General features: G+C 73.5%; 11 protein-coding genes. 5 read left to right on the top strand and 6 right to left on the bottom strand.

The window, feature by feature from the left end; genetic code table 11:
* A partial coding sequence (locus CCN35_RS14175) for a thioesterase family protein (protein ID WP_086792922.1) occupies nt 1–792 on the bottom strand: 792 nt, incomplete at its 3' end.
* A 383-nt stretch (nt 793–1,175) separates the two neighbouring features.
* On the opposite strand from CCN35_RS14175, the gene CCN35_RS14170 reads away from it, so the two are divergent.
* From CCN35_RS14170 to CCN35_RS14160, 3 genes are all read left to right on the top strand, one after another.
* Nucleotides 1,176–1,529: an ArsR/SmtB family transcription factor gene (locus CCN35_RS14170; RefSeq protein ID WP_067392235.1), complete on the top strand. Its 354-nt coding sequence runs from the start codon at nt 1,176–1,178 to the stop codon at nt 1,527–1,529.
* On the top strand, nt 1,526–1,840 hold the full coding sequence (locus CCN35_RS14165; protein ID WP_067392238.1) for a hypothetical protein: 315 nt from the start codon (nt 1,526–1,528) through the stop codon (nt 1,838–1,840). Before CCN35_RS14170 ends, CCN35_RS14165 begins: the two co-directional genes overlap by 4 nt.
* 195 nt (nt 1,841–2,035) lie before the next feature.
* Nucleotides 2,036–4,138, top strand: a complete 2,103-nt coding sequence (locus CCN35_RS14160) for an MMPL family transporter (protein WP_067392241.1) — start codon at nt 2,036–2,038, stop codon at nt 4,136–4,138.
* Between the two features lie 135 nt (nt 4,139–4,273).
* On the opposite strand, the gene CCN35_RS14155 is transcribed toward CCN35_RS14160, so the two are convergent.
* Nucleotides 4,274–5,569 carry a DUF1479 domain-containing protein gene (locus CCN35_RS14155; protein WP_067392246.1) on the bottom strand — a complete coding sequence of 432 codons (1,296 nt, stop codon included), beginning with the start codon at nt 5,567–5,569 and terminating at the stop codon, nt 4,274–4,276.
* A gap of 89 nt (nt 5,570–5,658) precedes the next feature.
* Between CCN35_RS14155 and CCN35_RS14150 the strand changes: the two genes are divergently transcribed.
* Nucleotides 5,659–6,801: an ROK family transcriptional regulator gene (locus CCN35_RS14150; RefSeq protein ID WP_067392249.1), complete on the top strand. Its 1,143-nt coding sequence runs from the start codon at nt 5,659–5,661 to the stop codon at nt 6,799–6,801.
* A gap of 138 nt (nt 6,802–6,939) precedes the next feature.
* Here the strand turns inward: CCN35_RS14150 and CCN35_RS14145 are convergent, their stop codons facing one another.
* Both CCN35_RS14145 and CCN35_RS14140 read right to left on the bottom strand, forming a co-directional pair.
* The gene (locus CCN35_RS14145) at nt 6,940–7,389 is read right to left on the bottom strand and encodes a DUF7144 family membrane protein (RefSeq protein ID WP_067392252.1); all 450 of its coding nucleotides are present in this window, start codon (nt 7,387–7,389) and stop codon (nt 6,940–6,942) included.
* Nucleotides 7,390–7,420: 31 nt separating this feature from the next.
* On the bottom strand, nt 7,421–7,933 hold the full coding sequence (locus CCN35_RS14140; protein WP_107501051.1) for an SHOCT domain-containing protein: 513 nt from the start codon (nt 7,931–7,933) through the stop codon (nt 7,421–7,423).
* A gap of 141 nt (nt 7,934–8,074) precedes the next feature.
* Between CCN35_RS14140 and CCN35_RS14135 the strand changes: the two genes are divergently transcribed.
* Complete coding sequence (locus CCN35_RS14135; RefSeq protein WP_086792920.1) at nt 8,075–8,566, top strand: potassium channel family protein; 492 nt, start codon at nt 8,075–8,077, stop codon at nt 8,564–8,566.
* Between the two features lie 40 nt (nt 8,567–8,606).
* On the opposite strand, the gene CCN35_RS14130 is transcribed toward CCN35_RS14135, so the two are convergent.
* Both CCN35_RS14130 and CCN35_RS14125 read right to left on the bottom strand, forming a co-directional pair.
* Nucleotides 8,607–8,804, bottom strand: a complete 198-nt coding sequence (locus CCN35_RS14130; protein WP_067392261.1) for a hypothetical protein — start codon at nt 8,802–8,804, stop codon at nt 8,607–8,609.
* A gap of 132 nt (nt 8,805–8,936) precedes the next feature.
* On the bottom strand, nt 8,937–11,606 hold the full coding sequence (locus CCN35_RS14125) for a helix-turn-helix transcriptional regulator (protein WP_086792918.1): 2,670 nt from the start codon (nt 11,604–11,606) through the stop codon (nt 8,937–8,939).
* Nucleotides 11,607–12,026 lie beyond the last annotated feature (420 nt).

Here is a 12,026-nt window from a genome sequence, read left to right as displayed (position 1 = left end):
GGGCCGGACCGTGAGGATCTGCTGGGCGCGACCGACCGGGCCGTCGACGTCGTGCAGGACCGTGCTGGTGAGGCCCTGCCCGGAGGGACCGAAGGCGACCGTGGTGTCCAGTCCCGTCCACGCACCACGGGGCCGGCGGTGGAGGTGGACGGTGAGGTCGACGTTGGGGAACATCCACTCGGCGGGCGACTGCCGGGCGGCTATGCCGTTGGCGGTGTCGACGAGGGCGAGATACGACGCGAGCGGGCTGGCGGGCTCACCGGCGACCAGGTCGAGCGGTGTGGAGACCCAGGCGGCCGTACGCCCCGGCCGGGGCGGTGCGACCGGGCGGACGTCCAGGGAGGCGATGTAGCCGCCGGGCCAGACGTCGGACATCCGCCATGCGGGGAGGGACTCGGGCGGGGGCAGGCGGTCGCCGGCACCGCCCGCGACCGCGGTGGTGTCGAAGCCGGCCAGGAGCCAGGCGCGGGCCCGGACGACCGGGCGGCCGGCGATCCGTACGACCGCTTCGAGAAGCTCGATGGTCCGTCCGGGGCGGATGGTCTCCACCTGGATCTCGCACTCGTCGAGGGCGAGGCGGCCGAGGATGTCGTAGCTGATCCGGGAGAGGACCAGGCCGTTGTCCGGTCCGGCGGCCCGATGGCGGTCGATGGCATGGACGACGAGCCCGCCCAGCGGGCTGAAGTGCTGCTCCTCCGTGTTCCAGGCCCCGCCCGCGTGCTCCGTCGGCTTGTAGCGGTGCTCGTCGATGGGTTCGAAGTAACTGCCCCGGGGTGTGGCGGAGGTGGACAAGGGCCGTCTCCTTCGGTCTCACAGGTGGTGTCGCAAGCGTCGTGGGGGGCAGCCGGAGCAGTCGCCGCATCGGCTGCCCAGCACGCTACCGGCCTCCGCCCGTCTCACCAAGTGAGAAAGTGCACATGACATTCAACAAGCCGGGCGCGGCGGGACGGGACCCTGCGGACCGGCCGGACGGAAGGCCTCGCGGGCGCACCACGCGAACCGGAACGACTGGCTCCCCGCAGCCGCGGGAGCGCCCCCTGACCGGCGGGCCCCGGGGTCGTCCCCGAGCCGGCCCTGAGACGTCCCCCATCTCCCCCTGAGACGTGTCAGAAAACTTTGACAGGTGTTCGCCGCAGCTGTCAGCCTTCCGACAGCCACAACGGAAAGGGGCCGCGATGGCCGAGGTCCCGCAGCCGGCACCGACGGGCGACGAGTTGCTGCGTGTGCTTTCCGCACTCGGCAATCCGCACCGCATGCGGATCGTCGCAGCGCTCCTGGAGAGCCGCACGTACGTCAGCGCACTCGCCCGTGAGATCGGGATGAGCCGCCCGCTGCTGCACATGCACCTGCAGCGCCTGGAAGCGGCCGGCCTGGTCGTCGGCACGCTCGAGCTCGCGGAGGACGGCAAGGCGATGAAGTACTACGAAGTCGCCCCCTTCTTCTACGAGTTGACCCCCGGCGTCATTGCGCGGGCGGCCGAGACGATCACCACCACCGCCGACCGGACCACGAAAGAGGAAGCGAAGTGAACGAGCAACGGGTGACACTCGCCGCCGAGGCCGAGGAGCTGGGGGTCCTGGTGGGCGCCGTCGGCGCGGCGGGGTTCTTCGCCCTGCTGATCGTGATCGTCTGGCAGGTCGCCGCCACCTGGCGGGCCCGCATGCTGGCGTCACGCGAGGAGCAGTACAAGGAGCTCGCCACCAAGTACGCGCAGCTCCTCGAGGACACGGTCGAGTTGCAGCGCCGGATGGCCGAGGACCAGCGGCAGGCCCTCAACGAGCTGGCACAGACCCGGCTCGCCGTCAGCTCGATGGAGAAGATGATGCGCGAGATCGAATAGCGCCGTCACACCGGTCGTCGCCGGTACGGCCGGGAGCGGCAACTCCGGGCCGTACCGACGCTGAACACACCTCCCGGACGCACCTCGTCCCGTGCGCCACGGCGGGTCGTCACACCCTCTGCGCCGTGGTGCGGATTTCGTGGCGTCCCGGACCGGTCACCGACCGGCGGCATGTCCACACGAAAGAGAGTACTCATGCACGCGTTCCTGAGACGTGCCGTCTCCGCCCCCGGCGGGCGGCGCGGCAAGTGGTTGTTCCTGGCGCTCTGGCTGCTCGTGACCCTTGCGCTCGGTCCGCTGGCCGGGAAGCTCGGCGACGTCGAGGACACCGGCGCCAATGTCTTCCTGCCGCGCGGCGCCGAGTCCGCGCGGGTCAACACGGAGCTGGAGAAGTTCCGTACGGACTCGATCATGCCCGCGGTCGTCGTGTACACGGGCGAGGGCGCGCGGGCGAAGGCGGCCGCCGACCGCACGGCCTTCATGAAGTTCGTCCCCGCGGGCGAGAAGGTCTCCGGGCCCATTCCGTCCGAGGACGGCAAGGCCCTGATGACCGTCGTGCCGCTGGACAGCGAGGACGAGATCACCGACAAGGTCGAGGAGCTGCGCGGGATCGCCGGTGCCGGCGCCCCGCCCGGCGTGGACGTCGAGGTCGGCGGGCCCGCCGGATCGCTGACGGACTCGGTGGCGGTCTTCGACGACCTCGACGCCACCCTGCTGATCGCCACCGGTCTGGTCGTGACCGTTCTGCTGCTGATCACCTACCGCAGTCCCGTGCTGTGGCTGCTGCCCCTGATCTCCGTCGGCTTCGCCATCGTCCTCACCCAGGTCGCCACCTATCTGCTGGCGAAGTACGCCGGCCTGCCCGTGAACCCGCAGAGCTCGGGCGTCATGCTGGTCCTGGTCTTCGGTGTCGGCACCGACTACGCGCTCCTGCTCATCGCCCGCTACCGCGAGGAGCTGCACCGCCACCGGGACCGGCACGAGGCCATGCGCGTCGCACTGCGCCGCTCCGGTCCGGCGATCCTGGCCTCCGCCGCCACCATCGCCGTCGGTCTGGCCTGCCTGGCCTTCGCCGACATCAACTCCTCGCGCTCGCTCGGACTGGTCGGCACGGTCGGTGTCGTCTGCGGCTTCCTGGCGATGGTCACGGCGCTTCCGGCGCTGCTCGTCCTCCTGGGCCGCTGGGTGTTCTGGCCGCTGGTGCCGAAGTACGGCACGCCCGCCCGCAAGCCGCGGACCGTCTGGTCCCGCATCGGGCACGCCGTCGCCCTGCGCCCCCGCTGGTCGTGGCTGTCGTCGGTCGCCGTCACCGGTGTCCTCGCCCTGAGCACGGCCGGCATCTCCCTGGGCCTGACGTCCGCCGACATGTTCCAGGACAAGCCCGAGTCGGTGATCGCCCAGGAGCGGATCTCGGAGCACTACCCGTCGGGGGCCTCCGACCCCGCCCGGATCGTCACCGCCACCGACAGGGCCGCCGAGGTCCGCGCGGCCGCCTCCGCCGTGGACGGCGTCGCCCGTGTCGAGAACGGGGGCGACCGCACACCGGACGGCGGGCTCACCCTGCTGTCCGTGGTCCTGGAGGGAGCCCCCGACAGTCAGGAGGCCAAGGACACGATCGACGACCTGCGCGAGGCCGTGCGTCCGATGGGCGCCCTCGTCGGCGGCACCACGGCCGAGACCCTCGACACCCAGCGGGCCGCCGACCGCGACCTGACCACGGTCATCCCGATCGTTCTCCTGGTCGTCCTGGCCGTCCTGATCTGGCTGCTGCGGGCCCTCGTCGCCCCGCTGCTGCTCCTGGCGACCGTGGTGCTGTCGTACCTCGGCGCCCTGGGCGCCTCGAACCTGCTCTTCGAGCACGTCCTGGGCTTCGCGGGCGTCGACTGGGCCATCCCGCTCATGGGCTTCGTGTTCCTGGTCGCCCTGGGCATCGACTACAACATCTTCCTCATGCACCGGGTGAAGGAGGAGACCGCCCGTCTCGGCCATGGGCGCGGTGTCCTGGAGGGGCTGACCAGCACCGGCGGTGTCATCACCTCCGCGGGGATCGTCCTCGCCGCGACGTTCGCCGTCTTCACGGTGCTTCCGCTGGTGTCCATGGCCCAGCTGGGCGTCCTGGTCGGCATCGGCGTCCTGCTGGACACCTTCCTCGTCCGCACCGTCCTGGTTCCGGCCCTGGCCCTGGACCTGGGCCGCTGGTTCTGGTGGCCGGGCAGGCTGTTCTCCCGGCCGGTCCGCGGCGAGCGGCACGCGGCCGTGGGCGCCGCCGCACCGGATCCGGTGCACGAGCCCTCCTGATCCCGCTCGCACAACCGTGTGGACGGCCCCTGCCCGGCCCGGCGCGCCCCTCGCGCCGGGCCGGGCACCGCGTCCCGTCCGCGCCCGCCGGCCGGGCGCCCTTCGCCCGGGCGGCTCGTGCCGCTCGCCGCCGGATCAGTCGAGTCCCAGGCCCCGGCGGCCGATGTCGTTGAGCTGGTCGACGGTGAACCGGCCGTCCCAGGAGCGCTCGTAGTGCTCCTCGGGGAAGTCGGCCGGGCTCGAGCCGGTGAGGAACGCCTCCCTGACACTGGCCGCGTACTTCTCGTTGCGGGGGCACCAGGGGGCGGCGGGGATGTACATGACGTTGCCCCAGCCCCTCTGGTTCTCGACCGGGGCGACGCTGTGGACCATGTCGCAGTGCCACCAGACGGAATCGCCGGCCCTGACGTCGGGAATGGGCGTCAGGGCCCGGTAGAGCATCGCGTGCCGGCGTCCGGTGACGGGGAACACCTGATTCGTCCGCACCCCGCACATGGAGTCCTCGGGCACGTCCGGCAGCAGGGGCCGCAGCAGCAGATGGGCCATGGCCTCCGGAATCGGCACGGTGTGGAGCACCCCCTGGTCGGCGTCCATGTCCGACAGGGCGGTCCAGCCCTGGAAGGTGCGGAACACGGAGCACATGGTGGAGCCGGGGTACTGCGGGCCGGTGGTGCGGTGGGCCGCGTCCCAGGGGTCGTACTGCTCGACGGTGCCGTCGAAGAGGTGACGGAACGCCTGCTGGTACTCCCGGGTCATCCACAGGTCCAGGGTGCCGGAGTCGCAGTGGGTGCCCAGACCCGCGGAGTCGGTGCCCGGCGGACGGCGGCGGATGCGGTCGGGGTACAGCGCGTCGCGGTCGGGGTCGAACCACCGGGTGCCGTCGTCGGAGGTGTGCTTCCAGAGCGAGTTGAGGAAGGACTGGACGGTGGCCATGCGCTCGGACTGGCGGGCCTGCATCTGGGCCCGGGACCAGTAGACGGGGTAGATCTCGGGTCTGGAGCCGACGCTGCCGAAGAAGTCGTCGCCGGGCCCGGTGTACGTCTCGAAGAACCGGTTGCGCTCGACGTAGTCGACGATGTCGGCGTCCCAGGCCAGCGCCTGCTCGCGCGGGAAGTGGCCGCGCACGACGAGGCAGCCGCGCTTCTTGAGCTTGTCCAGGTCCGCCATGGCGACGGTTCCGGCGGCGATCGCGTCGTAGTCCAGGACGGGCCACACCTCCTCGCCGCGCTCCCGGTCGGCCTCGATCTCGGCGATCCGGGTCTCGATGCGCTGCTCGACGGAGGCGAACACCTCCTCGACGGTGCGGCCGGAGGCCTCGATACGGGCCCGCAGGGCGGCCTTGATCTCGCGGATGGCGGCGGTGAGATCCGGCGGGGGCTGCTGCCAGTACGGCAGGGCGGGGGCGTGGTGCGGCCCGGCGGCGAGCGTCATGGCCCGACTCCTTTGGTGAGGACTCCTTACTTGAAACGACGGTAAGCGCCCCGCCGTATTTGGGCAAGAGTCCTTACTAGAATGTGCGCATGACCCCGCCGAAGCCGTCGCTGGAGATGCTGCGCGCCCTGACCGACGAGAACGTGCTGCGCTCCCTCATGGACCACCCGCGTCTGACCAGGGCGGAGATCTCCGCCCGCACCGGGATCTCCAAGCCCACGATCTCCGACAGCGTCCAGCGGCTGGCCCGGGCCGGACTGGTCGTGGACACCGGCGAACGCACCACCGGACGCGGGCGGGCCGGTTCGTACTACTCCCTCGCTCCCGGGCTCGGCGCCGCCCTGGTGGCCGCCATCACCCCGCGCGGAGTGGTGGCGGAGGCGGTCGACGCCCTCGGCCATGTCCACGGACAGGTCCGCACCGCGCTGGAGGCGGACGCGGGCCCCCGGGTGGCGGCCGACGCCCTCACCACGGCGGCCCGGCAACTGGCCGGGAAGATCCCCGGCCGGCTGCGTCTTGCGGTGATCAGCGCCGCCGACCCGGTGGACCGCGAGACGGGCAGGCTCGTGCATCTGCCCGACGCCCCCTTCCTCGTCGGCGACCTCGACCCCTCCGCCGTCCTGGCGGGCACCGTGACCGGCCCCGTCCTGGTGGACAACGACGTCAACTGGGCCGCCCGCGCCGAGCACCGGGCCGGCTGCGCCCGGGGCGTCGACGACTTCGTCTACCTCCACCTCGGTGAGGGCCTGGGCTGTGCCGTGGTGAACGACGGCGTCGTCCGGCGCGGGCACGGGGGACTCGCCGGGGAGATCGCCCACCTGTGCACGGCGGGCCCGGACGGGAGGGCCATGGCCTTCACCGAGGTCTTCGCCGTCCTCGGCCTGCGCCGTCCCTCCTCCACCGCCATCGACGTCCCGGCGCTGACCGGCCTCCTCGCCGGCCGGGGCGAGCAGGCGGAGCGGGTCCGCTCCGTCCTGGTGCGGGCCATCGGCGGCGTCCTTGCCGCGGCCGTCTCGCTCGCGGACCCCCGCATGGTCGTCATCGGCGGCGAGTGGGGGCTGTGCCCCGGTCTGATCCCCGCCGTCGACGCGTACTTCAGCCGCACCCCGCGCCCCGTCCCTCTCACCGCGGCCGTGCTGTCGTCGCCCGAACTGACCGGTGCGCGGGCCCGGGCCGTGGAGGAACTCCAGTCCCTCATCGTCCGGATGGCCGCCCCCGCACCGGAGGGGTGATACGCGGCGCCCTCGGCGCACCCGGTGTGCTCGGGGTGCACTCGCCGGCACCGTCCTCACCCGCCGCGGTGCGGCCCCGGGCGGTACGCCCCGGACGCGGACCGCGGCGGGTGCGGCCGCCGTGCCGGGCGGGACGGGTCAGGGACGCGGCGGGGCGGCGGTTTTGGTGGAGGCGGGAGGCTCCTCGGGGCGGGCCACGCACAGGGCCCAGATGATGAAGCCCGAGAAGGCGATCGCCACGACCGACCAGACCGGGTAGTAGGGCAGGGACAGGAAGTTGGCGAGGATGATGAACCCGGCGATGGCCACCCCGGCCACGCGTGCCCATGTCGCCAGCTGGAACAGCCCGATGCCGACGATCACGGCGAGTATCCCGAGGATCAGATGGATCCAGCCCCAGCCGGCGAGGTCGAGCCGGAAGACGTAGTCGCGCGTGGCGACGAAGACGTCGTCCTGGGCGATGCCCATGATCCCGCGGAAGATGTCGAGCACTCCGGCGATCGTCAGCATGACGGCGGCGAAGGCCGACAGGCCGGTGGCCCAGGCCATCTTCGCCGTGCCCGGGTGTGTGGTGTGGGTCGCGGTCATCTGCTGCCTCGATTCGTCTCGTCCGGCGCGCTCAGGAGCGGCCGGGAGGGGGGCCGGCGGAGGTGCCGGGCGTCTCGGGAGCGGACGTGACGGAGGTGGCGCGCCCCTCGGGAGGACGGGCCTCGGGAGCGCCGCCGGACAGGATCATCTCCTTGGCCCGGGCGAACTCCTCGTCCGTGAGGTCGCCCCGGGAGCGCAGGTCGGACAGGCGGGCGAGGTCGTCGACACCGGGCCCGCCGCCGCGCGCGGTCCGGCGGACGTAGGCGTTGAAGGCCTCCTGCTGCTGCCTCGCCCGGGCGATCTCCCGGCGGCCCATGCTCTCGCCGCGGACGACGACGTAGACGAAGACGCCGAGGAACGGCAGCACGGTGCAGAACACCAGCCAGCCGGCCTTGGCCCAGCCGCTCAGGCCGTCGTCGCGGAAGATGTCGAGGACGACCCGGATGAGCAGGACGAACCACATGACCCACAGGAAGAACCACAGCATCGTCCAGAAGACGCTCAGCAGCGGGAAGTCGTACGCGAGATTCATCGGTGCGTTCATCTCTCGCCTCCGCTCCGGGGCTCGCCCGGCCGCCTCGCCCGGCCGCCGTGCTCTGCCGTCCTTCAGCGTGCGCACGGCAAGCCCCCGGGCGCCTCACCCGGCGCGGGTGACCGCGGGGCCGCCGGCCGGGCGGCTGTCGTGATGCCCGTCCGCTCCGCACTCGTCACGACCGGCCTCGTCGTCGCGTACTACCTGCTGCCCCCGGACGGTGGCCGCACGGGCACGACGGCCGTTCTGTTCTCGCTCGGGCTGGTGGGCGTCGCGCCGGTCTTCGCCTGGGAGGCGCTGGTCGTCACGCGTTCGCCGTACCCCCGGCTGAAGGCCGTGGAAGCCCTGGCCCTCACCCTGCCGCTCTCCTCGCCGCTCTTCGCCACCGCCTACCACCTGCTGGGCCGCACCGCCCCGGACTCCTTCAGCGAATCGCTGACCAGGACGGACTCCCTGTACCTCGCCCTCCCCGCATTCACCACCGTCGGGTACGGCGACATCACCGCGCAGTCGCAGACGGCGCGCGTGCTGACCATGGTCCAGATGGCGGTCGGTCTGCTGTTCGTGGGGGTCGCCGCGCACGTGCTGACGGACGCCGTCCGAGCAGGTCTGCGGCAGCAGCAGCGGAAACGGCCGCCCGGGTAGCCGGCGGCCCGCCCCGGGACCGGCCCGCTTCGGGACCGGCTCACTCCGGGACGCGCCGCATCTCCAGGACCCGCAGGCCCAGCGACCGGCAGCGGGCCAGCAGCCCGTACAGATGCGCCTCGTCCACCACCGGGCCGAACAGGACCGTCTGACCGGACATCACCACATGGTCCAGTTCCGGGAAGGCCTTGGCCAGCGTCTCCGACATCTGCCCGTCGACGCGGATCTCGTAGCGCATCGGCTGCTCCGGCGGTGGTCCGGGGACGGGCGTGCCACGTCCCCTGTCCGAGGGTCCGTCCCGCCCGGCCGCGCGGCCTCACCCGCCGCAGGTGACCCTCGCGGACGACCCTCGCGAAGGCCCGCAGGAGCCTCACAGAAGACGGAGTTCACGCGCGCGGTGGACCGCGTCGCTCCGCCGGTTGACGCCGAGCTTCCGGTAGGCGCTCTTGAGGTGGGTCTTCACCGTGTTGACGGACACGAAGAGGTCCGCGGCGATCTCCTCGGTCGACATCATCCGGGCGAGCCGCCGGAGCACGTCGCGCTCGCGGCCGCTCAGTTCCTCGACGACCAGGGCGGTCTGCCGGGCCGTGCGCGGCGGGATCCGGCCCCGGGCGCCGGGGCGGTCTGCCGGGCCGCTGCGGAGCGCGCCCTGGAGGACGTCCGAGCGCAGCAGGCGGCGCAGCGACGGGCCGGCCTCCAGCAGGGGACGCCGCAGCCGTTCGCGCCGGGCGTCCGCCAGCGCCCGGACGGCGAGCCGGCGTGCGGTGGCGGGATCGCCCCGCAGGACGGCGGCCTCGGCGCGCACCAGCAGGGCCCGGACCGTCACCGCGGGTCCCCCGCTTCTGTCGGCGGGCAGGCGGTCGAGCAGGTGCAGGGCGGCGTCGGGGTCCCCCGCGGCCAGGTGGGCCCGGGCGGCCGCCACCGTGCACGCGGCGTCCCGGCCCACCGCGTCCCGAAGCACCTCCACCGCCGTCTCGGGGCGGCCCTCGGCGAGGTGGGCGGCGGCGACGACGAGCGCCGTGCGGTCCTCGGCCCAGGGGGAGGCCACGGCGGCCGGGACGGCGGTCCCGGCGGTCTCCAGGGCGGCCTCGGTCCGCCCGCGGGCCAGCTGGAGGCAGGCCCGGGCGATGACGCGGCACGCGGCGGTCACGGGGTCCGGCGGCACCGGCCGTACGGCCGCCGCCCGGTCCAGGAGGGCCTGGGCGTCGTCCAGTTCGTCCCGGTCGACGGCCACCGCGGCCAGCACCGGGTGGACGAGGTCCAGGCCGGCCGGCTCGGCCAGGCTGAAGCGTTCGGCGTCGGCGAGTGCCGCCAGGGCCGCGCGTTCGGCGCGGGTGGGCCAGCCGGTCAGGAGGTCGATGAGCGCGAGCAGGCCCAGGGCCTCCTCGCGGGGCGGCGCCGTCGCCGCGTCACGGCCGGCGGCCGCCTCGGACAGTACGGCCCGGGCGTCGTCGAAACGCCCTGCCCACAGGCGGGCCGCTCCCAGGTGGGTCCGCAGCAGGGCCGGGAGTTCGGGGTGCCGGTCCAGGAGCGCGGCCGGAAGGTCCCGCCACAGCTCCCGCGCCGTCCGGGCCGCGTGCTCGGCGCGGTCCGGGGCTCCGGCCAGCCGGGCGTCGAGGGTGTCCAGAAGGGCGCAGCCGAGCCGGACCTCCGCCCTGCCGGGCCCGGCCCGGGCCGACGCGCGGCGGGCGCGCTCCAGGTGGACGCACGCGCGGTCCCGGTCGGGGCCGGCCAGCTCGCGCGCCGCGCGGACGAGGTCGGCCTCGGGTCCGGTGGCGCCGGGAGGCATCCGTGCGAACAGCGCGTCCAGGTCGCCGGAGCGCAGCCCGGTGAAGAACTGTCCGAGCGCGAGGTCGTCGACGAGCGCACGGGCGGTGAACTCCCAGTCGCCGGCCGCGGCGCCGTGGGCGAGCGTGTCGGACAGCGGCCCGGCGTGCCGCAGCCACCGGGCGGCCCTGCGGTGCAGTTCGCTCTCCAGGCCGGGGAGCCGCATTCTGAGGTGGGCCTTGAGGATCTCCGCGAAGAGCGGGTGGAGGCGGTACCACGCGTGGCCCAGGTACTCCACGAACGCGTTGGACCGGTGCAGTTCGGCCAGGACGGGTCCGGCGTCCCGGCGTCCGGTGAGGGCGTCGGCCAGGTCGGGGCAGAACCGGTCGAGGACGCTGACCCGCAGCAGCAGGTCCTGGGTCGCGGGGGGCTGTCTTTCGAGCACCTCGGCCAGCAGGAAGTCGGCGATCGTGCTCTGTCCGGCCTCGAACTCCTTGAGGTACTTCTCGGGGTCGCCGCTCTGCCGTGCGGCCAGGGCGCACAGCCGCAGGCCCGCCGCCCAGCCCCGGGTGCGCGCGACGAGGGCGCGGACGGCGTCGTGGCCCAGGTGCAGGCCGTGCAGTTCCAGCAGCGCAGCCGCCTCCTCGGGGGTGAAGGCCAGCTCCGCGTCCCTGATCTCGGTCAGGGTGCCGTCCGCACGGCAGCGGTGCAGGGGCAGGGTCGGTTCGACGCGGGTGACGAGGACCAGGCGCAGGCCCCGGCCGGCGTGGTGCAGGACGAAGCCGAGCTGGTCGGTGATCTCCAAGGCGGTCACGCGGTCGTATGCGTCGAGGACGACGGTCACCGGCCGGTCGCGGGCGTCGAGCCGGGCGGCGAGCCGGGTGAGCAGGCCGTGGTCCACCGTGCCGGCGTCGGCCGGGGCGCCGATGTCCTGGAGCTCTTCGGCGCCCGAGGCGCGCAGGGCCTCCAGCAGATAGGCCCAGAAGACGCCGGGCGCCCGGCCGCAGGAGTCGACGGTGAACCAGGCCACCGGTCGTTCCAGGCGGGCGGCCCAGTCGGCGACCAGGAGCGTCTTGCCGGCGCCCGCGCATCCGTCGACCACCGTCAGCGGTGTGTCCGGCACCCGGCCGAGGCGCCTGGTCAGGCGCGGCCGGTGCAGAAAGGCGGCCGGCGGCACCGGCACGGCGAAGCAGGTCCGCAGAAACGGGTCCCCCAGGGGATCGGTGCCCGCGGCCGGTGACCGGGGCCTGTCGCTCCCGTGTTCGGACACCATCGCTCACCGCCACTGTTCCTCATGGGCAGCGCTCGTCTCGTTCAGGATCCCAGTGTTCCGGCACGCGCGCGCGTCGCGGCGCCGGAGGTGCGGCGGGACGTGGGCGTTCGCGTGCGCACGTGCGCTGCGCATGCGGGCGCACGACGGACGGAGCACGCTGGAAACGCGCCCTCGGGCGGGCGTGCCCTCGGGTGCGTGCCGGCAGCCACGGGCCCGGCCGGGCGCGAAGGCGGAGCCGAGGAAGGTTCTTCCCATTGGCGTACGACGATGCCGACCGACTCATGGACGAGATGTCGGCCTCCTTGCTGGAGGTCCTGTTCAGCAGTGCGCCGTTCGGTCTCCACCTGCTGGACACCGAACTGCGGGTGGTCCGGCTCAACACCGCCGTGCCTCCCGTGCGGGGCTCGTCCGCGGACGAGC

The sequence above is a fragment of the Streptomyces thermovulgaris genome (assembly GCF_002155915.1).
Lineage (GTDB): Bacteria > Actinomycetota > Actinomycetes > Streptomycetales > Streptomycetaceae > Streptomyces > Streptomyces thermovulgaris.
This window is presented reverse-complemented; position numbering and strand designations above follow the sequence as displayed.

What these genes read in the sequence shown, in the direction of transcription:
- CCN35_RS14140 (WP_107501051.1), bottom strand. Translation starts at nt 7,933, where the DNA reads ATGAACGCACCGATGAATCTCGCGTACGACTTCCCGCTGCTGAGCGTC.
- CCN35_RS14160 (WP_067392241.1), top strand. Translation starts at nt 2,036, where the DNA reads ATGCACGCGTTCCTGAGACGTGCCGTCTCCGCCCCCGGCGGGCGGCGC.
- CCN35_RS14125 (WP_086792918.1), bottom strand. Translation starts at nt 11,606, where the DNA reads ATGGTGTCCGAACACGGGAGCGACAGGCCCCGGTCACCGGCCGCGGGC.
- CCN35_RS14145 (WP_067392252.1), bottom strand. Translation starts at nt 7,389, where the DNA reads ATGACCGCGACCCACACCACACACCCGGGCACGGCGAAGATGGCCTGG.
- CCN35_RS14155 (WP_067392246.1), bottom strand. Translation starts at nt 5,569, where the DNA reads ATGACGCTCGCCGCCGGGCCGCACCACGCCCCCGCCCTGCCGTACTGG.
- CCN35_RS14150 (WP_067392249.1), top strand. Translation starts at nt 5,659, where the DNA reads ATGACCCCGCCGAAGCCGTCGCTGGAGATGCTGCGCGCCCTGACCGAC.
- CCN35_RS14135 (WP_086792920.1), top strand. Translation starts at nt 8,075, where the DNA reads ATGCCCGTCCGCTCCGCACTCGTCACGACCGGCCTCGTCGTCGCGTAC.
- CCN35_RS14170 (WP_067392235.1), top strand. Translation starts at nt 1,176, where the DNA reads ATGGCCGAGGTCCCGCAGCCGGCACCGACGGGCGACGAGTTGCTGCGT.
- CCN35_RS14130 (WP_067392261.1), bottom strand. Translation starts at nt 8,804, where the DNA reads ATGCGCTACGAGATCCGCGTCGACGGGCAGATGTCGGAGACGCTGGCC.